Origin of the sequence: Curtobacterium sp. C2H10, from assembly GCF_025407985.1 — a bacterium.
Taxonomy (GTDB): domain Bacteria; phylum Actinomycetota; class Actinomycetes; order Actinomycetales; family Microbacteriaceae; genus Curtobacterium.
Genome location: NZ_JABXGF010000002.1, coordinates 1 through 25,295, shown reverse-complemented (window position 1 = coordinate 25,295; position 25,295 = coordinate 1). Strand labels below are relative to the sequence as shown.

27 protein-coding genes are annotated in these 25,295 nt (G+C 72.9%); 18 read left to right on the top strand and 9 right to left on the bottom strand.

Going from position 1 to position 25,295, the window contains the following annotated elements:
- Positions 1 to 71 precede the first annotated feature (71 nt).
- Positions 72 to 1,409 (bottom strand): uracil-xanthine permease family protein, encoded by a 1,338-nt coding sequence (locus HWD93_RS01295; protein WP_071294316.1) that lies wholly within the window; start codon positions 1,407 to 1,409, stop codon positions 72 to 74.
- A gap of 101 nt (positions 1,410 to 1,510) precedes the next feature.
- Here HWD93_RS01295 and HWD93_RS01290 point away from each other — a divergent pair, with 101 nt between their 5' ends.
- Genes HWD93_RS01290 through HWD93_RS01275 form a run of 4 tightly spaced genes read left to right on the top strand, consistent with a single transcriptional unit; the run spans position 1,511 to position 6,247 of the window.
- A complete protein-coding gene (locus tag HWD93_RS01290; protein WP_261645800.1) occupies positions 1,511 to 2,926 on the top strand; it encodes a hypothetical protein in 1,416 nt (471 codons plus the stop codon).
- 39 nt (positions 2,927 to 2,965) lie between these two features.
- The gene (locus HWD93_RS01285) at positions 2,966 to 4,930 is read left to right on the top strand and encodes a M13 family metallopeptidase (protein WP_261645799.1); all 1,965 of its coding nucleotides are present in this window, start codon (positions 2,966 to 2,968) and stop codon (positions 4,928 to 4,930) included.
- Positions 4,930 to 5,886 carry a serine hydrolase gene (locus HWD93_RS01280; RefSeq protein ID WP_071294319.1) on the top strand — a complete coding sequence of 319 codons (957 nt, stop codon included), beginning with the start codon at positions 4,930 to 4,932 and terminating at the stop codon, positions 5,884 to 5,886. The genes HWD93_RS01285 and HWD93_RS01280 overlap by 1 nt, the downstream gene beginning before the upstream one ends.
- A gap of 16 nt (positions 5,887 to 5,902) precedes the next feature.
- Positions 5,903 to 6,247: a YciI family protein gene (locus HWD93_RS01275; protein WP_261645798.1), complete on the top strand. Its 345-nt coding sequence runs from the start codon at positions 5,903 to 5,905 to the stop codon at positions 6,245 to 6,247.
- Positions 6,248 to 6,257: 10 nt separating this feature from the next.
- Here the strand turns inward: HWD93_RS01275 and HWD93_RS01270 are convergent, their stop codons facing one another.
- Together HWD93_RS01270 and HWD93_RS01265 are read right to left on the bottom strand one after the other, a co-directional pair.
- Positions 6,258 to 6,674, bottom strand: coding sequence for a GNAT family N-acetyltransferase (locus HWD93_RS01270; RefSeq protein ID WP_261645797.1), 417 nt, complete (start codon positions 6,672 to 6,674; stop codon positions 6,258 to 6,260).
- A 19-nt stretch (positions 6,675 to 6,693) separates the two neighbouring features.
- The gene (locus HWD93_RS01265) at positions 6,694 to 7,389 is read right to left on the bottom strand and encodes a DUF4232 domain-containing protein (RefSeq protein ID WP_261645796.1); all 696 of its coding nucleotides are present in this window, start codon (positions 7,387 to 7,389) and stop codon (positions 6,694 to 6,696) included.
- A gap of 103 nt (positions 7,390 to 7,492) precedes the next feature.
- On the opposite strand from HWD93_RS01265, the gene HWD93_RS01260 reads away from it, so the two are divergent.
- Positions 7,493 to 7,768 carry a hypothetical protein gene (locus HWD93_RS01260; protein ID WP_071294322.1) on the top strand — a complete coding sequence of 92 codons (276 nt, stop codon included), beginning with the start codon at positions 7,493 to 7,495 and terminating at the stop codon, positions 7,766 to 7,768.
- 1 nt (position 7,769) lies between these two features.
- Here HWD93_RS01260 and HWD93_RS01255 read toward each other — a convergent pair whose 3' ends face one another.
- Together HWD93_RS01255 and HWD93_RS01250 are read right to left on the bottom strand one after the other, a co-directional pair.
- Positions 7,770 to 8,174, bottom strand: a complete 405-nt coding sequence (locus HWD93_RS01255) for an NUDIX domain-containing protein (protein WP_261645916.1) — start codon at positions 8,172 to 8,174, stop codon at positions 7,770 to 7,772.
- Between the two features lie 23 nt (positions 8,175 to 8,197).
- Entirely contained in the window at positions 8,198 to 9,520 is a 1,323-nt protein-coding gene (locus HWD93_RS01250; RefSeq protein WP_261645795.1) for a glutamyl-tRNA reductase, read from the bottom strand.
- 90 nt (positions 9,521 to 9,610) lie between these two features.
- Between HWD93_RS01250 and hemE the strand changes: the two genes are divergently transcribed.
- The 12 genes from hemE (at position 9,611) to HWD93_RS01190 (ending at position 20,197) form a co-directional block, all read left to right on the top strand.
- Complete coding sequence (gene hemE / locus HWD93_RS01245) at positions 9,611 to 10,735, top strand: uroporphyrinogen decarboxylase (RefSeq protein ID WP_070417361.1); 1,125 nt, start codon at positions 9,611 to 9,613, stop codon at positions 10,733 to 10,735.
- Positions 10,732 to 12,081 (top strand): FAD-dependent oxidoreductase, encoded by a 1,350-nt coding sequence (locus tag HWD93_RS01240; RefSeq protein WP_261645794.1) that lies wholly within the window; start codon positions 10,732 to 10,734, stop codon positions 12,079 to 12,081. Before hemE ends, HWD93_RS01240 begins: the two co-directional genes overlap by 4 nt.
- Before the next feature lie 98 nt (positions 12,082 to 12,179).
- A complete protein-coding gene (locus HWD93_RS01235; RefSeq protein WP_070417359.1) occupies positions 12,180 to 12,434 on the top strand; it encodes a hypothetical protein in 255 nt (84 codons plus the stop codon).
- Positions 12,431 to 12,889 carry a phage holin family protein gene (locus tag HWD93_RS01230; RefSeq protein WP_071294325.1) on the top strand — a complete coding sequence of 153 codons (459 nt, stop codon included), beginning with the start codon at positions 12,431 to 12,433 and terminating at the stop codon, positions 12,887 to 12,889. Before HWD93_RS01235 ends, HWD93_RS01230 begins: the two co-directional genes overlap by 4 nt.
- A 43-nt stretch (positions 12,890 to 12,932) precedes the next feature.
- Positions 12,933 to 13,163, top strand: a complete 231-nt coding sequence (locus HWD93_RS01225) for a DUF3618 domain-containing protein (protein ID WP_070417357.1) — start codon at positions 12,933 to 12,935, stop codon at positions 13,161 to 13,163.
- A 57-nt stretch (positions 13,164 to 13,220) separates the two neighbouring features.
- On the top strand, positions 13,221 to 13,946 hold the full coding sequence (hemQ, locus tag HWD93_RS01220) for a hydrogen peroxide-dependent heme synthase (protein WP_071294326.1): 726 nt from the start codon (positions 13,221 to 13,223) through the stop codon (positions 13,944 to 13,946).
- A complete protein-coding gene (locus HWD93_RS01215) occupies positions 13,943 to 15,178 on the top strand; it encodes a ferrochelatase (RefSeq protein ID WP_374115130.1) in 1,236 nt (411 codons plus the stop codon). The genes hemQ and HWD93_RS01215 overlap by 4 nt, the downstream gene beginning before the upstream one ends.
- Positions 15,175 to 16,161 carry a hydroxymethylbilane synthase gene (gene hemC, locus HWD93_RS01210; RefSeq protein WP_261645793.1) on the top strand — a complete coding sequence of 329 codons (987 nt, stop codon included), beginning with the start codon at positions 15,175 to 15,177 and terminating at the stop codon, positions 16,159 to 16,161. The genes HWD93_RS01215 and hemC overlap by 4 nt, the downstream gene beginning before the upstream one ends.
- A 57-nt stretch (positions 16,162 to 16,218) precedes the next feature.
- Positions 16,219 to 17,244, top strand: coding sequence for a uroporphyrinogen-III synthase (locus tag HWD93_RS01205; protein WP_261645792.1), 1,026 nt, complete (start codon positions 16,219 to 16,221; stop codon positions 17,242 to 17,244).
- A gap of 50 nt (positions 17,245 to 17,294) precedes the next feature.
- Complete coding sequence (gene hemB, locus HWD93_RS01200) at positions 17,295 to 18,296, top strand: porphobilinogen synthase (protein WP_261645914.1); 1,002 nt, start codon at positions 17,295 to 17,297, stop codon at positions 18,294 to 18,296.
- The gene (gene hemL, locus HWD93_RS01195; protein ID WP_092385749.1) at positions 18,293 to 19,624 is read left to right on the top strand and encodes a glutamate-1-semialdehyde 2,1-aminomutase; all 1,332 of its coding nucleotides are present in this window, start codon (positions 18,293 to 18,295) and stop codon (positions 19,622 to 19,624) included. The genes hemB and hemL overlap by 4 nt, the downstream gene beginning before the upstream one ends.
- A gap of 99 nt (positions 19,625 to 19,723) precedes the next feature.
- On the top strand, positions 19,724 to 20,197 hold the full coding sequence (locus tag HWD93_RS01190) for a DIP1984 family protein (protein WP_071294330.1): 474 nt from the start codon (positions 19,724 to 19,726) through the stop codon (positions 20,195 to 20,197).
- A 235-nt stretch (positions 20,198 to 20,432) separates the two neighbouring features.
- On the opposite strand, the gene HWD93_RS01185 is transcribed toward HWD93_RS01190, so the two are convergent.
- The 4 genes from HWD93_RS01185 to HWD93_RS01170 all read right to left on the bottom strand — a co-directional run bounded on the left by HWD93_RS01185 (position 20,433) and on the right by HWD93_RS01170 (position 24,092).
- Complete coding sequence (locus tag HWD93_RS01185; RefSeq protein ID WP_261645791.1) at positions 20,433 to 21,227, bottom strand: ABC transporter ATP-binding protein; 795 nt, start codon at positions 21,225 to 21,227, stop codon at positions 20,433 to 20,435.
- Between the two features lie 41 nt (positions 21,228 to 21,268).
- On the bottom strand, positions 21,269 to 21,949 hold the full coding sequence (locus HWD93_RS01180) for a GntR family transcriptional regulator (RefSeq protein WP_070417351.1): 681 nt from the start codon (positions 21,947 to 21,949) through the stop codon (positions 21,269 to 21,271).
- Between the two features lie 80 nt (positions 21,950 to 22,029).
- Positions 22,030 to 23,007 (bottom strand): MDR family oxidoreductase, encoded by a 978-nt coding sequence (locus HWD93_RS01175; RefSeq protein ID WP_092385755.1) that lies wholly within the window; start codon positions 23,005 to 23,007, stop codon positions 22,030 to 22,032.
- A 56-nt stretch (positions 23,008 to 23,063) separates the two neighbouring features.
- Positions 23,064 to 24,092, bottom strand: coding sequence for a 6-phosphofructokinase (locus HWD93_RS01170; protein ID WP_070419301.1), 1,029 nt, complete (start codon positions 24,090 to 24,092; stop codon positions 23,064 to 23,066).
- Positions 24,093 to 24,299: 207 nt separating this feature from the next.
- Here HWD93_RS01170 and HWD93_RS01165 point away from each other — a divergent pair, with 207 nt between their 5' ends.
- Positions 24,300 to 25,238, top strand: a complete 939-nt coding sequence (locus HWD93_RS01165; protein WP_261645913.1) for a DNA-3-methyladenine glycosylase 2 family protein — start codon at positions 24,300 to 24,302, stop codon at positions 25,236 to 25,238.
- Positions 25,239 to 25,295: the final 57 nt, after the last annotated feature.

The following is a 25,295-nucleotide window of genomic DNA, read 5'->3' as shown; positions in this document are numbered from 1 at the left end:
GACCGGTGACGGGTCGGACGGGAGGTGCGGGTCGGCGCCGACCCGCGCCTCCCGTCCGGCGGGTACCCGCGTCAGTCAGCGCGCGGTTCGGCGGGGACCCCGCCGGTGGCGGCGTGGGCCGCTTCCGGCGCCTCGGGCGTTGCCTCGTCGGTCCCGCGGGCACGGCCCACGAGGTCCATCACGTGGTAGACCACGATCGCCGCGACCGTGCCGAGGATGATCCCGCCGAAGCTCGCCTGACCGAACGAGAACGTGAAGTCGGCGATGCCGATGATGAGCGCGATGCCCGCGGTCAGCTGGTTCTTCGGCTTCGCGAAGTCGACGCGGTTCTCGACCCAGATCCGGATGCCGATGACGCCGATGAGCCCGTAGAGCGCGGTGGTCGCTCCGCCGAGGACCCCCGGCGGGACGGACGAGATGACGGCGCCCACCTTGGGGGAGAGGCCGAGCAGGACGGCCACGATCGCGGCCACCCAGTACGCCGCGGTCGAGAAGACCCGGGTGGCGGCCATCACGCCGATGTTCTCGCCGTAGGTGGTCGTCGCCGAGCCACCGCCGACGCCCGCGAGGACGGTGGAGATGCCGTCGGCGAAGAGTGCTCGCCCGGTGAGCGGGGTGAGGTCACGACCGGTGAGCTGTCCGACGCCCTTCACGTGGCCGACGTTCTCGGCGATGAGCGCGAGGACGACCGGCACGAACGCCAGGTAGATCGCGAGCTGCGACGGGTCGAACGCGGGCGCGGTGAACTCGGGCAGGCCGATCCAGGCGGCCTTGCCGACGGCGTCGAACGAGACCTCGCCGGCGATCAGTGCCGCCACGTACCCGACGACCACGCCGATGACGATCGACAGGCGCCCGATGAGCCCCTTGAAGAGCACGGTCACGAGGATGATCGCGGCGAGGGTGATCACCGCGACGACCGGGGCCTTCGTGAAGTTGTCGCGGGCGGCCGGAGCGAGGTTGAAGCCGATGAGGGCCACGATCGCGCCGGAGACCACCGGCGGCATGAGGCGGTCGATCCACCCGGCGCCAGCCAGGTGCACCACGGCGCCGACGGCCGCGAGGAGCACCCCGACGACGATGATCCCGGACAGCGCCAGCGGGATGCCGCCGATCTTCGTCGCGGCGGCGATCGGGGCGATGAACGCGAAGGACGACCCGAGGTAGCTCGGCAGCCGGTTGCCGGTGATGAGCAGGAACAGGATCGTGCCGATGCCGCTGAAGAGCAGCGTCGTCGCCGGCGGGAAGCCGGTGAGCAGCGGCACGAGGAAGGTCGCGCCGAACATCGCCACGACGTGCTGCACGCCGAGGCCGATCGTCCGGCCCCAGGTGAGGCGCTCGTCCGGCGCGACGATCGTCGTCGCGGAGACGGTCGCGCCGTCCCCGTGCAGCTTCCACGGAAGTCCCATGGGGTCGACGCTAGCGGCAGTCCACCGCTCGTGACGATCTCGCCGAGGATGTCCGTCGACACGTATATGGTGTGTGACGTACCACAGGAGGAGCGTTGCCCATGTCGAAGTCCGTCCGATCCACCCCACTCCGGCGGATCGCCGCCTGGTGCGCCGCGGTCGCCGTGGCGTTCTCGCCCGTCGTCGGCCTGAGCGGTGCCGTCGCCGCGCCGGCCCACGAGCGGACGACCCCCGCGGCGGACTTCACCGCGCAGGTCCGCTCGATCGAGCACGCCACCGGACGCGTCGAGCTGACCGGGACCGGACCCACGGGCGGCAGCGTCGCGATCGCGGTCGACGGCGCCGACACCGTCTGGACCGAGGTCCGCGACGGCGTGTGGAGCGTCGGACTCCGGGTCGGCCCCGGGCCCCGCGTGGTGCACGCGACGTCGCAGGTGACCGGCGAGACGGTCGACCTGCCCGTCGAGGTGCTCGGGCTGCTCCCGCCGACGTGGGTCCCGACGATCGATCCGTTCACCCGCACCATCACGCTCGAGGGCAGCGGGGTGAGCCGTCCGGCACGCTACGTCGTCACCGACGACGGCGAACCCGTCGCGGACGTCACCGCCGAAGCCGGTGCACCCTGGCGTGCGGTCCTGCGCGACCGTGCACCAGGCCGACACGACATCGTGGTGGAGCGCGTGTTCGACGGCACGGTCAACGGCATCGGCCGGGACTCGTACGAGCTCTCCGGAGCGGCCGAGGTCGGCACCGCCTCGGCCTCCCGCGAGACCCGGCGCACCACCCTCGCCGGACGGGCGCCGGTCGGCACGACGCTCCGGTTCGCGGACGCGTCCGGGCCGGTCCTCGGTGCCGACGGCGAACCGGTCGTCGCCACCACCTCGACCGACACCACCTGGCGCGCGGAGCTGCCCTTCCCCGAGACCGTGCGGTTCCACCGGATCACGGTCACGACGTTCGACGACGGGACACCGATCGGGACGACGGACGCCCTGGTCACCGTGCCGATCGCGATCACCGGCTCGGTCGAGGAGCTCGCCGACGGCTCCGTGCGGCTCTCCGGCACCGGCGAGCCCGGCGGCGTGGTGGCGCTCGAGACCGCGAGCGGGACGCCGGTGGACGGTGCCGACGGCCGACCGATCACCGCCGCGATCGGTCGCGGCTGGGAACTCGTCGTCCCGCGCGCGACGCTGCCCGGGGACGTCGTGGTCGCCCGGCAGCGGGTGCAGGGGGTCGAGCAGGGTGCGCTCCGACTCGTGTTGCCGAGGCTCTCGGTCCGCCCCGCACCCGAGCACGGTCCCGGTCCCGGCGCGGGTCCCGGCGTCTCCACCGGCAACCACCGGGCCGCCCCGCAGGCCACCGCGGGCCGGATCACCGCCGTGCCCGGCGGGCGGCTCGCGTACACGGGTGAGGACCCCTCGGTGCCGCTCGGCGTCGCCGGGGTGCTCCTCGCAGCGGGGCTCGGCGGGCTCGCGGGAGCGCGGGCACTCGGGCGCCGGGGTGCCCACCGTGGCTGACACCGCTCGATCAGGGCGACGGTGGCTATCGTTGACCGCATGACCGACGTCGCAAGCACCTCCGGGATCCACACCGACGAGCTGGACGCCGCGGTCCGCCCGCAGGACGACCTGTACCGCCACGTGAACGGCTCGTGGATCGCATCGACGCCGATCCCCGACGACAAGGCACGGTACGGCTCGTTCACGGTGTTGGCCGAGGCCGCCGAGATCGCCGTGCGGGACATCATCGAGCGCTCCCAGCAGGCCGCGCCCGGCACCGAGGACCGCAAGGTCGGCGACCTCTTCACCTCCTTCACCGACGAGGACCGGCTCGAGGCCCTGGGCACCGCGCCGATCGAGCCCCTGCTCGCCGAGATCGCCGCCGTCGACTCGGTCGACGACGTCATCCGCATGGTCGGACGCTTCGAGCGCCTCGGCCTGCCGAGCTTCCTGCAGCTCTTCGTCGACAACGACCCGGGCGACCCGGAGTCCTACGTGGTCTTCCTCGAGCAGTCCGGCCTCGGGCTGCCCGACGAGTCGTACTACCGCGAGGACCGCTTCGCGGACATCCGCACGAAGTACCGCGAGTTCGTCGCCGCGATGTTCCCGCTCGCCGGCTTCGAGGACGGCGGCGACCGCACCGAGCACGTCATCGCACTCGAGACCGCACTGGCGTCGAAGCACTGGGACAACGTCACCACCCGCGACAGCCAGAAGACCTACAACAAGCTGCCGTGGGCCGAGGTCGCGGCGCTCGCCGACGGCATCGACCTCCGCCTCTGGTGGGAAGCGATCGACGCACCGGCCGGCGCCTTCGAGACCGTCGTCGTCCGCGAACCGTCGTTCGTGACCGGTCTCGCGGAGCTGCTCCGCGACCAGCCGTTGGACGTCTGGAAGGACTGGCTGCGCTGGCAGGTGATCCGCGCCTCCGCGGCCTACCTGACGAGCGCCTTCTCGGCGACGAACTTCTCGTTCTACGGCACCGCGCTCACCGGTGCGCCCAAGCAGCGCGAGCGCTGGAAGCGCGGGGTCTCGCTGGTCGAGGGGGCCATGGGCGAGGCGGTCGGCCGCATCTACGTGCAGGAGCACTTCGACGAGACCTCGAAGGCGACGATGGACGACCTCGTCGCGAACCTGGTCGAGGCCTACCGGCAGAGCATCACCGCCCTCGACTGGATGACCGACGAGACGCGTGCTCGGGCCCTCGACAAGCTCGACAAGTTCACGCCGAAGATCGGGTACCCGGTCAAGTGGCGGGACTACTCCGCGCTGCCGGTGTCCGCCGACGACCTCATCGGCAACGTCCGTGCCGTCGCGAGCTTCCAGGTCGACCGCGAGCTCGGCAAGATCGGCAGGCCGATCGACCGCGACGAGTGGTTCATGACCCCGCAGACGATCAACGCGTACTACAACCCCGGGTTCAACGAGATCGTGTTCCCGGCGGCGATCCTGCAGTTCCCGTTCTTCGAGGCCGGGCGTGACGCCGCCGCGAACTACGGCGCGATCGGTGCCGTCATCGGGCACGAGATCGGGCACGGCTTCGACGACCAGGGCTCCCAGTACGACGGCGACGGCCGGCTCGAGAACTGGTGGACCGAGGCGGACCGCACCGCGTTCGAGGAGCGCACCAAGGCGCTCATCGCGCAGTACGACGCGCTCGTCCCGACCGAGGTCCCGGACGGCCACGTCAACGGCGCCCTGACGATCGGCGAGAACATCGGCGACCTCGGCGGGCTGTCGATCGCGTGGAAGGCGTACCTGCTGTCCCTCGACGGGCAGGAGCCACCGGTGGTCGACGGCCTCACCGGTGCCGAGCGCTTCTTCCTCAGCTGGGCGCAGGCCTGGCGGATGGCGATCCGTCCGGAGGAAGCCGCCCGTCTGCTGAGCATCGACCCGCACTCGCCGACCGAGTTCCGCTGCAACCAGGTGGTCCGCAACATCGACGTCTACTACGACACCTTCGGCGTGACCGAGCGGGACGCGATGTACCTCGACCCGGCCGAGCGCGTCTCGATCTGGTGATGGCCGAGCCGGACGCGGCTCCGTCGTCGGAGCCGGGAGCGGCTCGCCGGTCGCGGCGACGGCAGCACGCCGGCGGGGCCGACGGGCGTGCGCGCGGGCGGCACCGCGGTGGTGCCGACGACCGGTTCGCCGCGACGCTGCAGGCGCTCGGCGCCATCGCACGGGACGGCGCGTCCGTCAGCGCCTCGGTGATCGACACCTCGACGGGCAAGGCCCTGCTGGCCGTGGACGACACGCTCGTCCAACCGGTGGCGAGCCTCGGCCGCGTGCTGCTCCTCGTCGAGGTCGCGGCGCGGCTCGAGGACGGCGGGCTGCACGGCGACCGGCTGCAGCGCATGGCGCGCGACACGGCGACCGGTGCCGGGCTCTGGCAGTTCCTGCAGGAGCCGACCATGCAGGTGTCCGACCTGGCGACCCTCGTCGGTGCCGGTGCGGACGCCTGGGCGATGAACGCGCTGCTCTCGACCGTCGGGATCGACGCCGTCCGCGAGCGCGCCGAGTCGCTCGGGATCGAACGGACCGCCCTCATCGACCGGGTGCGGGACCGTCGCGGGCCGGACGACGCTCCGGACGCCTCGGTCGCGCCGACGGGCGAGCTCGCCTGGCTCATGCGGGGCCTGGCACTCGGCGAGGTCGTCGACGAGGCGGTGTCGAACCGGGTGCTCGGATGGCTGTCCCTCGCGTCCGACCTCAGCCTCGTCGCGGGGTCGTTCGGGCTGGACCCGCTCGCGCACCGCGCACTGGACCACGGGTTGCAGGTCGTCTCGGCGACCGGGTCGAGCACGGGCGTGCGGGCCGAGGCCGGGATTCTGCGCGGGCCCGGGTCGTCGGTGAGCTACGCCGTCACGGTGACGTTCGACGACGACTCGCTGCAGCGGCGGCTGGCGGTCATCGACGCCCTGCGGACGATGGGCACCGAGGTGCTCGAGACCGTGCACGAGCCCGCGGCCCGCTGAGCGTACCCTCACGCTCGTGACCGAGTACCTGATCTCCTTCGACGAGGGCACGATGGTGTTCCCCGTGGCCGACCTCCAGGCCGTCTCCGACGCGACGCACGCGGTGCTGCGCGACGCGAAGGCCGCCGGCGTGTGGGTGTTCGGCGGGGGACTCCTCCCGCCCGACACCGGTGCCCTGGTCGACACCGACGGCACCGTGCACGACCCGGCCGTCCGCCCCGGCAAGGACACCTTCATCGGGGGTTTCTGCATCCTCGACGTCCCGACGCGCGACGACGCCCTGGTGTGGGCTGCCCGGTTCGCAGCGGCCTGCCGGTGCGCGCAGGAGGTCCGCGCGTTCATGGACGACCCGGAGTCCTGAGCGACTCCGGTCAGTGGAGCAGGACGAACGAGCGGAGCGGAGTCGGCACGACGTCGTGCACCTCGACGAAGCCCCGCGACTGGTAGAACGCCCGCTGCCCCGGTTCGGCGTCGGTCGTCAGCACGGTCTGGCGCACGTGTGCGTACCGCTCGAGGACGCCGTCGAGTAGGGCCCCGCCGATGCCGGCCCGGTGGTGCTCGGGTGCGACGAGGACGTCCTGCACGTACACGATCGTCACGCCGTCGGACACGGTCCGGACCAGCCCGACGAGCGAGCCCGTCGTGTCCCGGGCGGTCAGCACGAGGTGGGACCCGAGGACCGCGGCGACGAGGGTCTCCGAGTCCCGCGTGTACGCCGTCCACCCGACGTCGCGGTACAGCGCCAGGAGTTCGTCCCCGGCCGGTCGTTCCTCCGCGATCACCACCACGGTCCCATCGTGGCAGACGTCAGTCGGCGGCCTGCCCCGCGGGGACGAAGGCCTGCACGTCGAGCTCCGTCACGTCCTCCGACCGGCACGCGGCGAACGCGGTGTACGGGATGAACAGGGACTCCTTCGACCCGGGCGGGTACACCCGGAAGCCGTCGGGCGAGGTGGGGTCGCACGTCGACTCCGGGTAGTTCTCCGAGTTCGTGACCTTGAGCGGTGCCACGGCCTTCTGCCCGGACGCCAGCGTGACGGTCGGGTGGGGCGCCGCACGGTCGAGCGTCGCCGCGTTGCCGATCTGCGTGCCGTTCGTGTCGCCGACGAAGGACACCCCCGGCCAGCCCTGCAGCGTGCACGTCGACGACCCGGTGTTCCGCAGGACGAGGTGGACGTACGTGCTGCCGGCAGCGCCACCGCTGCCGGCCTCGATGCTCCCGGCGAGCGAGGACGTGGCGCACGCCGAGGACCCAGCGCCCGAGGACCCTGCACCCGAGGAACCACCGGACGATCCGCCCGACGCGCCGCCCGACGTGCTCGGCGACGACGCCGAGCCGGACGACGCGGACGAAGGCGTCGGTGTCGATGTCGGTGTCGCCGTGACGGTCTCCGTCGTCGTGGCCGACGGGGTCGTGGCGCCGCCCGACGAGCAGCCGGCGAGCAGACCGACGGTGACGATGCCGACGGCGACGAGCAGTGGGGAACCAGCGCGACGTTGCATGAGCCAACGCAACCACCGCCCCGGGGTACACGACTCGGGTGGCGCCCAGCCGCCCCGAGGACACTCCAGGGCACGCGCCAACGCACGAGCAACGGAGGTCGACATGGCAGGCAAGCACGAACAGGCACGCGGCGACGAGGGCCGGTCGGACGGCGTCGAGCCCCGTGCCGGGTCCTTCACGGACAGCGAGATCCCGGGCGAGCCCCCCGTGGCGTCGAACGAGCCCGCGGGCGAGTTCGTCTCGAGCGACATCCCCGGCGAGACCCGTCCCGAGGGTGGCGACGGCGAGGGCGAGTACGTCGAGTCGGACATCCCCGGCGAGGCCGAGCCCACCCCGGACGGCGAGGTCGGGCACTACACCGACCGCGACCAGGTCTGACCTAGTCGATCAGCTCCGCCGCCACGAGGCGGCGGAGCGTCTCCACGCCCGCCGGCGGGCACCGGTCCGCGTCCGCGGAGGTGACCCACTCGACCTCGTCCACCTCTGCCGAGGCGACCGGCGTGGCGGAGTCGAGCGCGCCTCCTGGACGGACCAGGAACAGCGCCATCGCGACCATCGTGCCCGGGGCCTGCCCGTGCGCCGGCTCGGTGACGGTGCCGAACGGCTCGACGTCGTCGGCGGTCAGCCGCAGGCCGGTCTCCTCGAAGGCTTCGCGGACGACGGCCTCGACGTCGCTCTCGTGCGGCTCCGCCTTGCCCCCGGGGAGGTACAGGACGTCGCGCATCCGCGCGCGCACCATGAGCACGCGGCGTTCGCGCACCAGCAGCAGCGCACTGACACGCAGGGTCGCGGGGTGGCCCTGGAGGCTCAGCTCGCGTCCGCCTCGTCGGTGCGGTCGCGCTCGATCCGCTCGGGCGCGGTGCGCTCCGCGAGCGGCACCACCGGCGACGGCAGTTCCGCCTCGGGCTCGGGACGGACACCGAAGAGGGCGTCGAGCGCCCCGACGAACTCCTCGCCGCGACCGGCGCGACCGAGTTCGCGAGCGCGCACCGAGGGACGGTGGAGCAGGACGCCGACGAGGTGCCGCAGGGCGCGCTCGGTCTGCTCGGCCGAGGCGTCGTCGCCGTCCGCACGACGCTTCGCGCGGTCGATCTCGTCGTCGAGGATGTCGAAGACGTGCTTGCGGAAGGCCACGAGCGCCGGCGTCGTCGACTGCTCGAGGGCCTGGGCGCGGAAGCGGGACACGGCGTCCTCGACCATCGCGCGGGCCTCGGACTCGGCGTTCAGCTCGGCGATCGGGGCGTGGATGCTGATGGTCTCGAGGTCGAGCAGTTCGACGCCGTCGACGGCGGCCGCGTCGGGGTCCACGTTGCGGGGGAGTCCGAGGTCGATGACGATGCGCCGGACGCCGTCGTCGAGGTCGGCCGGTTCGACGACCGGGACCTCGCTCGAGGTGCAGGTGATCACGACGTCGCTCGAACCGATGGCCTGGCGGAGGTCGTGTGCGGCGACGAGGTCGTGCTTGGCGGCGAACCACGGCGCCCGGCCGGAGGGGGAGAAGACCTGGATGGTGTCGGCGCCGCGGTCGCGCAGGGCGGCGATGGTCGTCGCGGCGTAGCTGCCGGTGCCGATCAGGAGCACCCGGGTCCGGCCCCAGTCGGTCACGCGGGAGGACGCGAGCTCGAGGCCGAGCCGCACGAGCGACCGGCCGGCGGCGCCGATGCGGGTGCGGGTCTTGACGCCGCGGGAGGTGTGCGCGGCTTCCTGGAAGAGCCGCTCGAGGTCCGAGGTGGTGGTGCCGTTCGAGCGGGCGTCCTCGAGCGAGCGGCGGACCTGCCCGGAGATCTCGGTCTCGCCGACGACGACGGACTCGAGGCCGCTCGAGACGGCGAAGAGGTGCTGCACGACGTCCTTGCCGCCGAGCACGTTGACGGACCGGAGGACCTCGGCGGGGTCGAGGTCGCTCGCGGTGGCGACGGCGTCGACGGTGGCCGAGACGGCGGAGTCGCGGTCGTCGCCGGCGATGTCGAGGTAGGCCTCGAAGCGGTTGCACGTGGCGAGGACGACGGCCCCGTCCAGCACGTCGGAGTCCGTCACGAGACGGCTCGCGGCGGTCGGTGCGCCGATGCTCAGTCGCTCCAGGAGATCGAAGCTGGCGTTGCGATGCGACGCCGTGAGACAGATGAGCACGTCTTCCATGGTAACTCGCGTTGCGCCCGGCTCCCGTTCCCATCGTGCGTGCTCGGGATACGTTCCGTTCGCCGATGGGAGAATCGTGCGGTGACCGACGCATCCACGACCGCCCTCCCCGCCTCGCACCCGCTCGTCTCCGGGCGGACGTCGGGCTCGCCCCTCGTCCGGGCACTCCGCGGCGACCGGCCGGAGACCCTGCCGGTGTGGTTCATGCGTCAGGCCGGCCGGTCCCTGCCGGAGTACCGCGAACTGCGCGTCGGCACGGCCATGCTCGACGCCTGCCTCGACCCGGCGATGGCGTCGGAGATCACGCTGCAGCCGGTCCGCCGGCACGGGGTCGACGCCGGCATCTTCTTCAGCGACATCGTCGTGCCGATCAAGCTCGCGGGCGTCGACGTCGAGATCGTCCCCGGACGCGGGCCGGTGCTGGCGTCCCCGATCCGTACCCCAGCCGACGTCGATGCGCTGGGCCAGCTCGACGCGACTGCCCTCGCCCCGATCACGGACGCCGTGGCGCGCACGGTCGAGCAGCTCGGCGACACCCCGCTCATCGGGTTCGCCGGGGCGCCCTTCACGCTCGCGGCCTACCTGGTCGAGGGCGGACCGTCGAAGGACCACATCCGCGCCCGGACGCTCATGCACTCGGACCCGGAGACCTGGTCGCGTCTGCTCGCCTGGGCGGCCGGGGTGTCGGGGGCGTTCCTCCGGGCCCAGGTGCTCGCCGGGGCCTCCGCCGCACAGCTGTTCGACTCGTGGGTGGGCTCGCTCTCCCGCGAGGACTACGTCACCCGCGTCGCACCGCACTCGGCCGACGCCCTGGCCCACGTCGCCGACCTCGGCGTCCCGCGCATCCACTTCGGCGTCGGCAGCGGCGAGGTCCTGCGCGACATGACGACCTTCGGGACGGACCGGGTCGGCGTCGACGCGGTCGGCGTCGACTGGCGGCTGCCGCTCGACGAGGCCGTGCGCCGGGTCGGCACCGGGGTCACCGTGCAGGGCAACATCGACCCGGCGATGCTCTCCGCCCCGTGGGAGGTGCTCGAGGCACACGTGCGCGACGTCGTCCGCCGCGGTGGTGCGGCCCGGGCGCACGTCGTCAACCTCGGGCACGGTGTGCCGCCGGAGACCGACCCGACCGTGCTCACCCGCATCGTGTCCCTCGTCCACGAGCTCGGGGACGGGACGGCCGCGGCGACCGGAGCGCGGGCGTGACCGACGTCGTCGTGGTCGGCGGCGGGGTCGCCGGACTCGTCGCGGCGCGGGACCTGGCGAAGGGCGGCGCGCACGTCGTCCTCGTCGAGGGCTCCGGCGTGCTCGGCGGCATGGTCCGTCGGCACACCGTCGCGGGACTCGACCTCGACATGGCGGCGGACTCGTTCGCGACCCGCAACGACGCCGTCGGCCGGCTGGCGATCGAACTCGGCCTCGGCAACGAGGTCACCACGCCGGACCCGCGCGGCGCGTGGCTGATGACCCGCGACGGCCGGACGTCCCCGATCCCGCAGACCGGACTGCTCGGGATCCCGGGGAGCCCGATGGCGGCCGACGTCCTCGCGGTGGTCGGGCAGAAGGCGGCGCTCCGCGCGCAGATGGACTCCCTGCTGCCGTCCCTGGTCGGGTCGAAGGCGCCGTCGCTCGGCGAGCTGGTCCGGAAGCGCATGGGCGAGCAGGTCCTCGACGACCTGGTGGTGCCGATCGTCGCCGGCGTGCACTCGACGCACCCGGACGACCTCGACCCGGACCGGGTGGCTCCCGGGCTCCGGGCGGCGCTGCTGCGCGAGGGGTCCCTCGCCCGCGCGGTCCTCGCACTGCGGGCCCGTGCGACGGCCGGGTCCGCCGTGCAGGGCATCCGCGGCGGCACCGTGCGGCTCGTCGACGAGCTCGTGGCCGACATGGAGACCTACCGGGTCGACGTCCGCCTGCACACCCGGGCCACCGCGATCGAGGAGCACGCCGTCGAGGTCCGCACCGACGACGGCGAGACCGAGCGACTGGTGGCCGAGCACGTCCTCGCCTCGACGGCGGACCCCGCCCGCACGGCCGGACCCGTGCGCACGGGCATCGAGCTCGTGACGCTCGTGGTCGACCAGCACGAACTCGACGCGGCGCCGCGCGGTACCGGGATGCTCGTGCACCCGGACGCACCCGGGGTCCGGGCGAAGGCGATCACGCACGCGACGGTGAAGTGGCCGTGGCTGGCCGAGGCGGCCGGGGGCCGGCACGTCCTGCGGCTGAGCTACGCGACGACGGACACGGGGGTCGCGGCGACCACCCCTGGAGCCGCGGCCGACGCGGTCGAGATCGGGAGGAGCCTCCAGGTCGACCCGTACGACGCGACCGGGACCCGCGCCGCCCAGGACGCCTCCGCCCTGCTCGGCGTGCCGATCGCGCCGTCCGCCGTCGTCGGTGCCGCACGTGTCCGGTGGCACGGTCCGGACACGACCGCCGCGGGGCTCGCCGACGGGGTCGTCGGGATCGGCGAGGCATCGACGGGCCGGGGGCTGGCCGGCATCGTCGCGGCCGCACGGACCGCCGCTGAGCACATCCTGGATTCCTGAGCGGACCGCACACTGGGAGAGGGCTACTGTTGCAGGAACGCCGGACGTATTCCGTTCGGCGCATGACCACGCACACTGACCCAACGGAGGAATCGCACATGCGAGGCAAGCTCCTGTTCGTCGCCGGCGCCGCTCTCGGGTACGTCCTGGGATCGCGAGCCGGACGGGCGCGGTACGAGCAGATCAAGACCGTCAGCGGCAAGATCTGGAACAGCAACGGCGTCCAGAAGGGCGTCCACGTCGCCGAGGAATTCATCGCCGACAAGACCCCCGACGTCGCCGAGTTCGTCGGTGAGCAGACGAAGAAGGTCGTCCGCAAGGTCGGGCAGAAGAAGGACAGCCAGGCCTCATGACAGACACCCGCGACCGCAAGCCGCGTTCGCTGTTCGGCCTGGTCGGCGACGTCCCCAAGCTCGTCAAGGAGCTGGTGACGGGTGAGCTGAACCTGCTCAAGGCCGAGATGCTGACGAAGGCGAAGATCTTCGGCCTCGCCGCGGGTCTGCTCGTGGGCGCGCTCGTCATCGTCCTGTACGCGATCGGCGTGCTGCTGACCGCCGCCGTCATGGGGCTCGCGACCGTGATGCCCGCGTGGCTCGCAGCGCTCGTGATCGCCGTCGTGATGCTCATCGTCGCCGGCATCCTCGGCCTGCTCGGCTGGAAGCGCCTGAAGAAGGGGCTCCCGATCACGCCGAAGCGCACCATCGACAGCGTGAAGAACGACGTCAACGCGGTGAAGGGCCTCGGCAAGAAGCCGACCCCGCCGACCCAGTACGGCACTCGCAAGCCCGACGTCGGCGGCCGCTTCTAGCGACGACCGTCCCGTCCACCACCCCACACCCCGGAGGACCCACGTGACCGATCAGCACGACGACCTGGCCGACCGCGTCGCGTCGACCCGCGCCCAGCTGTTCGACACCCTCGACGCGATCGAGGACAAGCTCAACGTCCCGAAGCAGATCGGCATCGCCGCGTCGAAGGTCAAGCGCGGGATCGACGAGAAGCCGGTGCCGTACCTGGCCGGCCTCGCAGCGGGCGTGGCAGTGGTCGGGGGTATCGTCGTAGCGGTGCTCCGACGGCGGTAGCGCTCGCCGTCGAAAGGGGAGCGGCGTCACCTTTGTGACCGATAGGACAATGGACACATGAGTTCCACCGTGCCCACGCACGACGCACACGAGACCTCCCCCGACGGCATCGACCCCAACATGCTGACGGCCTACGCCCTGTGGGCCGTCTTCCGCCGTCCGCTCGGGCCGATCCACACGGTCGGCGACGACGCGGTGGCCGAGCTCGACGCCGTCATCGCCGCCGCTGCCGAGCGCGGCGTGACGATCCGCGGCTTCTACGACGTGTCCGGCTTCCGCGCCGACGCCGACGTCATGGTCTGGCTGCACGGCGACGACGCGCAGGCGATCCAGGCGGTGCTCCGCGAGATCCGCCGCACGGCGCTCTTCCAGGACGCCGAGCCGGTGTGGCACGCCATGGCGATGCACCGCGAAGCCGAGTTCAACAAGCGCCACACCCCCGCCTTCCTGCGCGGCAAGGAGCCAGAGGCCTGGATCACGGTCTACCCGTTCGTCCGGTCCTACGAGTGGTACCTCCTGCCGGAAGAAGAGCGCTCGAAGATGCTCCGCGACCACGGCATCGCCGGCGCGAAGTACCGCCGCGTGCTGACGAACACGATCGCCACCTTCGCGCTGAGCGACTACGAGTGGATCCTGCCGCTCGAGAGCCCGGACCTCGTCGACCTCGTCGACCTCATGCGCGACCTGCGCTACACCGAAGCCCGCATGCACGTGCGGGAAGAGGTGCCCTTCTTCACCGGTCGTCGCGTGACGACCACCGAGCTGCCGGAGGTGCTCTCGTGACCGACACCAGCATGATCACGAACGGTCAGGCCGTCCTCGCCGCGACCCCCGCGGCCGCCGACGGTCCCGAGCACGTCGAGGTCCCGGTCGCGTACGACGCGATCCTGCTCGCCGGCTTCGGCGGACCCGAGGGCCAGGACGACGTCATCCCCTTCCTGCGCAACGTCACCCGGGGCCGCGGCATCCCGGACGAACGCCTCGAAGAGGTCGCCCACCACTACCGGCACTTCGGCGGCGTCAGCCCGATCAACGCGCAGAACCGTGCGCTCAAGGCCGCGCTCGAGGCCGAGCTGGCCGCGCGCGGCATCGACATGCCGGTCCTCTGGGGCAACCGCAACTGGGAGCCCTACCTCGAAGAGGCCTTCACCGAGGCGGCCGACAAGGGCTACAACAAGCTCATCGCGATCGCCACGAGCGCCTACTCGTCGTTCTCGAGCTGTCGCCAGTACCGCGAGGACTACGCCCGCGTGCTGTCCGAGACCGGTCTGATCGACACCATCCAGATCGACAAGGTCCGGCAGTTCTTCGACCACCCGGGCTTCGTCCGCCCGTTCGTCGACGGCGTCCGTGACGGCATGGCGCGTGCGATCGCCGAGAACGACGGCCTCGACGTCGCGACCGAGCTGCACGTGCTGTTCTCGACGCACTCGATCCCGTCGACCGACGCCGCCAAGTCCGGCCCGGACCACCGGGGCTTCGACGAGCACGGCGCGTACGAGGCCCAGCACCTCGCCGTCGCGCAGGTCGTCCTCGACCAGGCGTGGGCGGAGCTGCTCGAGCAGCCCGAGCACGCGTCGCTCCGCGGCACGAGCACGCCGCCGTGGAAGCTCGTGTACCAGTCGCGCTCGGGCCCCCCGACGCAGCCGTGGCTCGAGCCCGACATCAACGACTACATGAACGAGGAGCTCAGGGGCGGCCAGACCCGTGCCGTGCTCATCGTCCCGCTCGGCTTCGTGAGCGACCACATGGAGGTCATGTGGGACCTCGACGAAGAGGCCACCGAGACCGCTCAGGAGCTCGGCTTCTGGTCGGTGCGCACGCAGACCCCGGGTGTCGACCCGGCCTACGTCTCCGGTCTGGTGGACCTCGTCCTCGAGCGTGTCAACGGCACCCCGACGAGCGAGCGCCCGCACCTGACCGACCTCGGTCCCTGGTACGACGTCTGCCGTCCGGGGTGCTGCGAGAACGTGCGCGCCGGGTTCAAGCCCGCCGCGGCCGGACTCGCCCCGTGACCGACGCGTCCGCGCCGACCGGCAGCCCCGACGGCCCGGCCCCGATCCGGCTCGGCACCCGTGCCAGCCGGCTCGCGGTCGCCCAGTCGCAGGACGTCGCCGACCGCTTGGCGACGGCGTCCGGTCGACCGGTCGAGCTCGTCACGGTCACGAGCGAGGGCGACACGAACCGCGCCTCGCTCGCGAGCCTCGGCGGCACGGGCGTGTTCGCCAGCGCGCTCCGCGAAGCACTCGTCGCGGGCGAGGTCGACGTCCTCGTGCACTCGCTCAAGGATCTCCCGACCGCGCCGTACCCGGGGCTGACGATCGCCGCGGTGCCGAAGCGCGCCGACGCCCGAGACGTCCTCGTCGCCCGGAACGCCGCGACCATCGAGACCCTGCCCGAGGGCGCGAAGGTCGGCACGGGTTCGCCCCGCCGCGTCGCGCAGCTCAAGGCCAAGCGGCCCGACCTCGACGTGGTGGACATCCGCGGCAACATCGACACCCGCCTCGGACGCGTGGACGACGACCTCGACGCGGTGGTCCTCGCCGCCGCCGGCCTGACGCGCATCGACCGGCTCGACGCGGCGACCGAGCTGCTCGACCTCGGCTTCTGGCCGAGCGCCCCCGGGCAGGGAGCGCTCGCGATCGAGACCCGCGCGGACGAGACGGACCGGAACCTCCTCGCGGCCCTGCGGAAGATCGAGCACGCGCCGACCCGCCTGACCGTGTCCGCCGAGCGCGAGGTGCTCGCGAAGCTCGAGGCCGGGTGCTCCGCCCCGATCGGTGCCACCGCGATCGTCGATGCCGAGATGCTCCTCGTCTCCGCGACGGTCTACCGGCCCGACGGCTCCGAGTACCGCACCGCATCACACGCCGCCGTTCTCGACGGCTCCGCACAGGACCGCCTGACCGAGGCGCTCGAGCTCGGTGGCCGGGTCGCCGCCGAACTGCTCGAGAACGGTGCGGCCGACCTGGCGGACCTCGCGACCTCGGCGGAGTAGGCGGTCGCCACGCACCCCGACGTCAGCACCGCGGACGCGGCACGACAGCCGGTCGTCTTGGTCCCGCGCGGCGGGGCGTGGGGTGACCGGGTCGCCGCGGCCGCCCGCGAGCGCGGGCTCGACCCGCTCGTCGTCCCGCTGATCGCGGACGCGGCACCCACTGATCGGTCCGCCCTCGAGGCTGCGGTCGACCGGTTGATCGCGTCCGGCGGGTCCAGGAGGCACGACGCACCTCCGCCGGCCGGGTCCGGTCCGCAGTCGGCGAGCGGGCAGGACGCGCCGTCGGCGAGTGGGCAGGACGCGCCGTCGGCGAGTGGGCAGGACGCGCCGTCGGCGAGCGGGCAGGACGCGCCGTCGGCCGGTCGGCGAGCGGGCGGAACCGGCCGCCCGGCCGCGTCGACCGAGCCGGATCGTGCCCATTCGGGACCCGCGACCGACGGCACCGCGCGTGCCGACGGCACCGCGCGTACCGGCGGCACCGACCGCACCGACGGCACCGACGTGGCCGGGTACGCGTGGATGGTGGTGACCAGTGCGACGGCCGTGCGCGTGGTCGCGGAACGGGTGGCGCGCCTCCCGTCCGACCTGCGGGTGGCGGCGGTCGGCGAGCCGACCGCCCGTGCCGTGCGTGCTGCGGGCTGGGTCGTCGACCTGGTGCCGTCCGAGTCCTCGGGCGCCGCGCTCGCCCATGCGCTGCCGGACACCTCCGGCACTGTCCTCTTCCCACGCTCGGACCTCGCTGCCCCGACCGTCGTCGACACCCTGCGCGCCCGCGGGATCGACGTGGACGAGGTGGTCGCGTACCGTACCGTGGGGACCGGCGACGAGCCGGTCGTCCTCGACTCCCCGCCCGCCGCCGTGCTCGTGACGAGCGGCAGCATCGCTCGCGAGATCGCCCGGCGGATGACCCCGCTCGACCCCCGCACCGTCATCGCGTGCATCGGACCCGGGACCGCTGCCGAAGCCCGCGCCGCCGGCCTGCCCGTGCACGTGGTCGCCCGGAGCCGATCCGCAGAAGCCCTGCTCGACGCCGTCGTCGAGTCCCTGAACCCCACCGCCCCGAACAGGAAGGCACCGAAGTGACCGGCCGTTTCCCCCAGGTCCGCCCCCGACGACTCCGCGCGACCGGCGCGATGCGTCGACTCGTCGCCGAGACCCGGCTCCACCCCGCCGAGCTCGTGCTGCCGATGTTCATCCGCGAGGGGGCGACCGAGGCGATCGACATCACGAGCATGCCCGGGGTCCAGCAGCACTCGCTCGACTCGTTCCGCCGTGCCCTGCACGAGGCGGCGTCGGTCGGGATCGGCGGCGTGAACCTGTTCGGCGTGCCGACGTCGAAGGACGCGCAGGGGTCCGGCGCGACCGACCCGGACGGCATCCTCAACGTCGCGATCCGTGTCGCGCGCGAAGAGGTCGGTGACGCGCTCGTCGTGCAGTCCGACCTGTGCCTCGACGAGTTCACCGACCACGGGCACTGCGGCGTCCTGGCCGCGGACGGCTCGGTCGACAACGACGCCACGCTCGAGCGGTACCGCGACATGGCGGTCGTGCAGGCCGAGGCCGGTGCCGAGCTCGTCTGCATGAGCGGCATGATGGACGGCCAGATCGCCGCCGCACGGGACGCGCTGGACGCGGCCGGGCACAGCGGCACGGCGCTGCTGGCGTACGCGGCCAAGTACGCGAGCGCGTTCTACGGTCCCTTCCGCGAGGCCGTCGACTCCTCGCTCGTGGGCGACCGTCGCACGTACCAGATCGACGCCGCGAACGGTCGTCAGGGCCTCCGCGAGGTCGAGCAGGACATCGCCGAGGGTGCCGACATCGTCATGGTGAAGCCGGCGATGAGCTACCTCGACGTGCTGGCCGAGACCGCACGCACCTCGCCGGTGCCGGTCTGGGCGTACCAGATCTCCGGGGAGTACGCGATGATCACCGCAGCCGCGCAGAACGGCTGGATCGACCGCGACGCCGCGGCGATGGAGGCGCTCGTCGGCATCAAGCGCGCCGGCGCCGACGCGATCCTCTCCTACTTCGCGGTCGACATCGCTCGCAAGCTCAACGAGGAGGCGGGACTCCGCACCTCCGGCAGCACCAGTGCCGTGGACGGCATCGCCTCGACCGGGAAGGCCCCAGAATGACCACGAACGACCAGCTCTTCGGCCGCGCGAAGAACAGCATCCCCGGCGGGGTCAACTCGCCGGTCCGGGCGTACGGCTCCGTCGGCGGGACGCCCCGCTTCCTGACGAGCGCGAAGGGTGCCTACGTCACCGACGCCGAGGGGCGTGAGTACGTCGACCTCGTCGCCTCGTGGGGGCCCGCGATCCTCGGGCACGCGCACCCCGCGACGGTCGAGGCCGTGCAGCAGGCGGCGGCCCGTGGGCTGAGCTTCGGGGCGTCGACCCCGGGGGAGACCGAACTCGCCGAGCTCGTGAAGCAGCGGGTGTCGGTGGACGGCGACGGCCCGATCGAGAAGCTCCGCATGGTGTCCACGGGCACCGAGGCGACGATGACCGCGATCCGGCTCGCCCGCGGGTACACCGGTCGCGACCTGCTCGTGAAGTTCGCCGGGCACTACCACGGCCACTCGGACTCCCTGCTGGCCGAGGCCGGTTCGGGTGTTGCCACGCTCGCGCTCCCCGGCAGTGCCGGCATCACCGCCGAGACCGCCGCACAGACCCTGGTGCTGCCCTACAACGACCTCGACGCCGTCCGCCGCGCGTTCGACGAGCACTCCGAGCGCATCGCCGGCGTGATCGTCGAGGCAGCGGCCGCGAACATGGGCGTCCTCGCCCCCGAGCGTGGGTTCAACCGGGCCCTGGCGCAGATCGTGCAGGCGCACGGTGCGCTGCTCATCGTCGACGAGGTCCTGACCGGCTTCCGGGTGGGCTCCGCCGGGTGGTGGGGCCTCGAGGCGTCGAAGGTCGTGCCGGACGGCGCCGGGTGGAAGCCCGACCTCGTCACGTTCGGCAAGGTCATCGGCGGCGGCATGCCCCTCGCAGCACTCGGTGGTCGGCGCGAGGTCATGGACTACCTCGCCCCGCTCGGCCCCGTCTACCAGGCGGGCACGCTGTCGGGGAACCCGCTCGCGGTCGCCGCGGGCATCGCCACGCTGCGGGCCGCGACGCCGGAGGTCTACGCGCACCTCGACCGGACGGCGGCGACCATCGCGACGGCGACGAGCGACGCGCTGTCCGCCGAGGGCGTCGCCCACACCGTCCAGCACGCCGGCAACCTCTTCTCGTTCGCGTTCACCGAGACCGCCCCGCGGAACTACGACGACGTCCGAGCGCAGGAGGCGTTCCGGTACGCGCCGTTCTTCCACGCCATGCTCGACGCGGGGGTGACCCTGCCGCCGAGCGTCTTCGAGGCGTGGTTCGTCACGGCGGCGCACGACGAGCGGGCCGTCGGACGGGTGCTCGACGCACTGCCGGCCGCGGCGAAGGCGGCCGCGCGCGCCACGGCGTGACGCCACCACCTACCTGACGTCAGGCGCGGGTCGGGCCGGACCCGCGCCTCCCGTCCGCCGCACCCGGCGGTGTGCCGCGTGCGCTGGTTGGATGGCGACATGCAACTCGCCGAGGCCCTCATCGAGCGCGCCGACCTGCAGAAGCGCATCGAGCAGCTGCGCTCGCGGATCGCCGCCAACGCCCGCTACCAGGAGGGCGAGGAGCCCGACGAGGACGCGGCGTCCCTGCTCGCCGAGGCCGAGCGGGCCGTCGACGACCTCGAGGTGCTGCTCGCCAGGATCAACGCGACGAACGCGTCCACCCGGCTGGCCTCGGGCGAGACCATCACGACGCTCCTCGCACGCCGGGACGCCCTGCGCCTCCGGCACGCGCTCGTGACCGGCGCCGCGGACGCGACCGCGGGAGGAGGTGGCGGGTACCGACAGCTCCGCAGCGAGCTCCGCACGTTCGCCGCCCTGCCGACCGCGACGCTGCGGTCCCGGGCGGACGACCTCGCCAAGGAGCTCCGCGAGCTCGACGCGACCATCCAGCGCAGCAACTGGGAGGTGGCGCTCCTGGAGACGACGGACTGATCGGACGGGCGGTGCGTCGGTAGGCGGACCGGGGCGGGTACGGACCCGACGGACCGGCGGGCAAACCGGTCCTCATGTGGCGCAGTGGGCAGCGCCGTGGCGCGAGCCGGCACAACGCAGCCCAGCACCGCGCACCGGCGACGGGGCACGAGGCACCACGCATCACCGCGTACCGACCGGATCGCCGAGGGTGGGACAGGGGACAGCACCGCCCCGGAGTGCGGTGCGCCGCGGCTCAGGACGCGCGGCGGGCGGCCCAGCGCCCCTCGGCCCGGAGGATCGCGAGCGGGAAGTCGAAGGCGTGCGAGACCGCCGAGGACGTGATGACCTCGTCCGAGGTGCCCTGGGCGACCGCGACGCCGTCGCGCAGCAGCATCGCGTGCGAGGTCGACGCGGGCAGGTCCTCGAGGTGGTGCGTCACCATCACGCTCCCGAGCTCGGGGTGCCGGTGGCGCAGGGCGTCGACGGTCTCGAGCAGGTGTTCGCGCGCGGCGACGTCGAGTCCGGTCGCCGGTTCGTCGAGCAGGAGCAGCTGCGGCTCGGACATGAGCGCCCGGGCGATCAGCGTCCGTCCGCGTTCGCCCTGCGACAGGACCGGCCAGCGGGCGTCCCGACGCGCCGTCAGCCCGACGTCGGCGATGTGCTGCTCGGCGGTGGCCACCTGCGCGGGCGTCGGCTCCCACCGCATCATGAGGTCGGTCGTGCCGGTGAGCCCGGTGAGCACGGTCTCGAGGACGGTCAGCGGCGAGAGCATCCGGTGGCGGGGGTCGACGTGCCCGATGTGCTCGCGGAGCTCCCGGACGTCGACGCGTCCGAGTCGCCGGCCGAGCAGTTCGACGGTGCCGGCCGTCGGGTGCCCGGTGGCGCCGAGGACCGCGAGCAGCGTCGACTTCCCGGCACCGTTCGGCCCGAGGAGCGCCCAGTGCTCCCCACGCCGGACGGTCAGGTCGATGTCGTGCAGGAGGTCCCGGCCGGACCGGGTCACGCGGACCCCGGCCGCCCGGATGAGGACGTCGTCGTTGCTGCTCACGGGTCCATCGTGGCCCAGGCGGCCGGGGATCGCTGGACGGGTCAGCCGGCGGCGGCGGTCCCGGCAGCGCGGAGCTCGTCCGCTTGCTGCTCGGCGGTCGCGGTCAGCGCACGGATCGCGGCCGCGGCGGCGTCGCCGTCACGCTTCGCGATGGCCGCACGCAGCGGGTCGACCGAGTGCTTGTAGTCCCAGAACTGCCACGCACCCTGGGCGAGCGAGAGGAACCGTGCGCGGGGCAGGAGCGACTCGGCGAACTTGTCGAGCAGCTCGTTGTCGGCGGCGTCGACGAGCAGCGAGATGACCGTCTCGAGCTCGGCGTCCATGCGCTTGTCCTGCTGCTCGGAGTACGAGCGCACGGCTTCGAGGTGCTCGGTCAGCGCCTTGGCGGCGGAGGCGTCGAGCTTCGGCACGCCCCAGCGCGCAGCGAGTTCGACGAACCCACCGAGGACCTGGGTGGTGTCGGCGGCCTGCTTGCCGGTCGGGGTGGCGACGCGGGTGTACCGGTTCGCCTCCATCTCGACCAGGCCGTAGTCGACGAGCTTGGCGATCGCCTCACGGATGGGGGTGCGACTGACCCCGAGCCACTGCACGAGCTCGTCGTCGTTGAGGCGCTCGCCCGCCTGGAGCGTGCCGTCCTGGATCGCGGCGAGCATCTTCTCGAGCACGACGTCGCGCAGGAGCTTCCGCGGCGAGTTCTCGACGGTGGACTTGGGTACCGGCATGCCGGACTCCTCACAGGCTCAGGTGTTCTGTACTCAAATCCTAACGTGTCAATATGCAAACGCTTGTGAAATCTTAGTATTCAGCGATCGACCGCGACGACCGTGCGTCCGTGCACGTTGCCGGCGACGACCTCGGGTCCGACGGCGATGGCCTCCTCGAGCCCGGCGACCCGCGTCACGCCCGCCAGGAGCGCCGGGTCGAGATCGGTCGCGAGCCGCTGCCACGCCTGCTGCCGGAGGGGCAGCGGGGCGTCGACGGAGTTGATGCCGAGCAGCGACACCGCCCGCAGGATGAAGGGCATCACCGAGGTCGGGAGCGCGGAGTCCTGCGCCAGGCCGCACGCCGTCACGGCCCCGCCCCACCGGGTGGCCGCGAGGACGTTCGCGAGGGTCGCACCCCCGACGCTGTCCACCGCGCCCGCCCAGTGCGCCCGCTGCATCGGCCGGCCGAGCTCGGAGAGGGTCGCGCGGTCGATGACGTCGGTCGCGCCGAGTGCCCGGAGCGAGGCGTCGTTCGCGGCGCGTCCGGTCGAGGCCGTGACCTCGTACCCACGGGCGGCGAGCAGCGCGATCGCGACCGTGCCGACGCCGCCGGACGCACCCGTCACGAGGACGGGACCGCTGCCCGGCTCGACGAACCGTTCGAGTGCCAGCACGCTGAGCATCGCGGTGAACCCGGCGGTCCCGATCGCGGCCGCGAACGAGTCGTCGATCGAACCGGGCAGCACGACCAGCGACCCCGACGGCACCACCGCGTGCTCCGCCCAGCCGCCGTGCCGGGTCTCGCCGAGCCCGGCGCCGTTCACGACGACCCGGTCACCGATCGCGACGTCGTGCACGCCCGGTCCGAGGGCCGAGACGGTGCCGACGACGTCGATGCCGGGCACGAGCGGGTCGACCCGCGCGACGCCGGGGTTCCGGGCGAGCGCCAGGCCGTCCTTGTAGTTGACGCTCGAGTACGTGACGTCGACGAGCACCTCGCCCTCGGTCGGGTCGGCGACGTCGACCTCGGTGACGGTGGGCGGGGCGGAACTGGAGACGAGGACTGCGCGGGTCACGTGTCGGACGCTACCCGCGCCTCCAGGACCACGACCGGCCGACCTGCGGACGCGTGTCAGCCGAACATGATGGCGGCCTCGTCGTACCGGGCCTGCGGCACGGTCTTCAGCTCGCCGAGCGCCTCCTCGAAGGAGACGTGCTCGATGTCGGTGCCCCGGAGCGCCACCATGCGACCCCAGCGCTCCTCCACCACCGAGTCGATGGCCGCCAGGCCGAGTCGCGTCGAGAGGACCCGGTCGTACGCCGTCGGGGTGCCACCGCGCTGGATGTGGCCGAGCGTCGTGGCACGCGTCTCGATGCCCGTCATCTCCTCGATGAGGGGCGCGAGTCGCTCGCCGATGCCGCCGAGCCGCGGACGCCCGAACGCGTCGAGGCCGCGCTCGGTGTGCGCGTTGTCCTCGTGGTCGGGGACGAAGCCCTCGGCGACGACGACCAGCGGCGCCCGACCACGGTCGTAGGCCGCCCGGACCCACGCGGCGATCTGCTCCATGCTCGTCTTCTGCTCCGGGATGAGGATCGCGTGGGCACCCGCGGCCATGCCGGAGTGCAGGGCGATCCAGCCGACGTGCCGGCCCATGACCTCGGCGACCATGCAGCGCGAGTGCGACTCGCCCGTGGTGCGGAGGCGGTCCATGGCCTCGGTCGCGATCGCGACGGCGGTGTCGAAGCCGAACGTGTAGTCGGTCGCCCCGAGGTCGTTGTCGACGGTCTTCGGGACACCGACGATCTTCAGCCCGGCGTCCGTGAGGCGCTTCGCGGCGGCCAGCGTGCCCTCGCCGCCGATCGCGACGATGGCGTCGATGCCGTGCCGCTCGAGGGTGCGCTCGATGTTCTCGACGCCGCCGTTCGGACCCTCGAAGGGGTTCGTCCGGCTCGTGCCGAGGATCGTGCCGCCCTGCTTGGCGATGCCCTGGATGTCCTTGCGGCCGAGCGGGACGATGTCGCCGTCGACCACGCCGCGCCACCCGTCGCGGAAGCCGACGAAGTCGTGTCCGTAGATCGCGATGCCCTTCAGCACGATGGCGCGGATGACCGCGTTCAGGCCGGGGCAGTCGCCTCCGGAGGTGAGGATGCCGATGCGCATGGGGAACTCCGTCGTCGGGGTGCAGTGGGACACGCCCATCATGACTGACGGTGGTTCCGCATTACCATCCTGCGTGTGTCCCTCACCGTTCCGTCCTCCGCCGCCGGTGGCGTCGAGGGCGCCGCGGCGCGGGTCGGTGGGTCTGCGGCGCGGGTCGGCGAGGCTGCGGCGCGGGTCGGCGAGGCCGTGTCGCGCGTCGGCGAGGCCGTGTCGCGCGTCGGCGAGGCCGTGTCGCGCGTCGACACCGTCTACCGGCCAGGAGGCGCGGTGGACGTCCGCGCGACGCTCCGGCCCCTGCAGCGCGGCTCCGGCGACCCCGCCTTCCGCGTGGTCGGCTCCGACACGTGGCTCGCGCTCCGCACACCGGACGGCCCGGCCTCGGTGCTCGTGCGCCGTGCCGGTCCCGACGCCATCGCGGTCTCGGCGTGGGGCGACGGTGCCGAGTGGGCGGTGTCGCACGCTCCCGAACTGCTCGGCCGGGGTGACGACTGGTCGGACCTCGACGTGTCCCGGCACCCGTTCCTCGTCGACGCCCGGCACCGGCAACCGGGCCTCCGCCTGCTCCGCACCAACACCGTGATGGCGTCCCTGGTGCCCGCGATCATGGAGCAGAAGGTCACCTCGCGGCAGGCCTGGCGTGCCTGGCGGTACCTGCTGCGGCGGTACGGCACACCGGCGCCCGGACCGGCCCCGGCGGACATGTTCGTCCCGCCGACCGCTGCCGGGTGGGGTGCGATCCCGAGCTGGGAGTGGCACCGCGCCGGCATCGAGCCCGGTCGTTCGGCGACGGTGATGCGGGCGGTCCGGGTGGCTCCGGCGCTCGAACGGACGCTGGCGGTCGGTCGCGGTGGGGCCCTCGTGTCCGCGCGGCTGCAGTCGGTCCCCGGCGTCGGGAAGTGGACGGCGGCGGAGACCGCGCAGCGCGCCCACGGCGATCCGGACTCCCCGAGCGTGGGGGACTTCCACGTGGCGGCGCTCGTCGGGTGGGCGCTGACCGGGGGACCGGTGGACGACGACGGGATGCTCGAGCTGCTGGAGCCGTGGCGGGGGCACCGGGAGCGGGTCGTGCGGCTCATCGGGGGGTCGGGCTTCCGGAAGCCGTCGTTCGGGCCGCGCCTGACGATCCAGGACCACCGGTACCACTGAGCCGCGCTGGCGCCGTGCCGCGCGCCGCGGGCGCCGTGCCGCTGCGCGGCGTCGCCG

Excerpts from the sequence above, each read along its gene's own strand:
- HWD93_RS01295 (WP_071294316.1), bottom strand. The coding sequence starts at position 1,409 with ATGGGACTTCCGTGGAAGCTGCACGGGGACGGCGCGACCGTCTCCGCG.
- HWD93_RS01290 (WP_261645800.1), top strand. The coding sequence starts at position 1,511 with ATGTCGAAGTCCGTCCGATCCACCCCACTCCGGCGGATCGCCGCCTGG.
- HWD93_RS01285 (WP_261645799.1), top strand. The coding sequence starts at position 2,966 with ATGACCGACGTCGCAAGCACCTCCGGGATCCACACCGACGAGCTGGAC.
- HWD93_RS01280 (WP_071294319.1), top strand. The coding sequence starts at position 4,930 with ATGGCCGAGCCGGACGCGGCTCCGTCGTCGGAGCCGGGAGCGGCTCGC.
- HWD93_RS01265 (WP_261645796.1), bottom strand. The coding sequence starts at position 7,389 with ATGCAACGTCGCGCTGGTTCCCCACTGCTCGTCGCCGTCGGCATCGTC.
- HWD93_RS01260 (WP_071294322.1), top strand. The coding sequence starts at position 7,493 with ATGGCAGGCAAGCACGAACAGGCACGCGGCGACGAGGGCCGGTCGGAC.
- HWD93_RS01235 (WP_070417359.1), top strand. The coding sequence starts at position 12,180 with ATGCGAGGCAAGCTCCTGTTCGTCGCCGGCGCCGCTCTCGGGTACGTC.
- HWD93_RS01230 (WP_071294325.1), top strand. The coding sequence starts at position 12,431 with ATGACAGACACCCGCGACCGCAAGCCGCGTTCGCTGTTCGGCCTGGTC.
- hemQ (WP_071294326.1), top strand. The coding sequence starts at position 13,221 with ATGAGTTCCACCGTGCCCACGCACGACGCACACGAGACCTCCCCCGAC.
- hemB (WP_261645914.1), top strand. The coding sequence starts at position 17,295 with ATGCGTCGACTCGTCGCCGAGACCCGGCTCCACCCCGCCGAGCTCGTG.
- hemL (WP_092385749.1), top strand. The coding sequence starts at position 18,293 with ATGACCACGAACGACCAGCTCTTCGGCCGCGCGAAGAACAGCATCCCC.
- HWD93_RS01190 (WP_071294330.1), top strand. The coding sequence starts at position 19,724 with ATGCAACTCGCCGAGGCCCTCATCGAGCGCGCCGACCTGCAGAAGCGC.
- HWD93_RS01180 (WP_070417351.1), bottom strand. The coding sequence starts at position 21,949 with ATGCCGGTACCCAAGTCCACCGTCGAGAACTCGCCGCGGAAGCTCCTG.
- HWD93_RS01170 (WP_070419301.1), bottom strand. The coding sequence starts at position 24,092 with ATGCGCATCGGCATCCTCACCTCCGGAGGCGACTGCCCCGGCCTGAAC.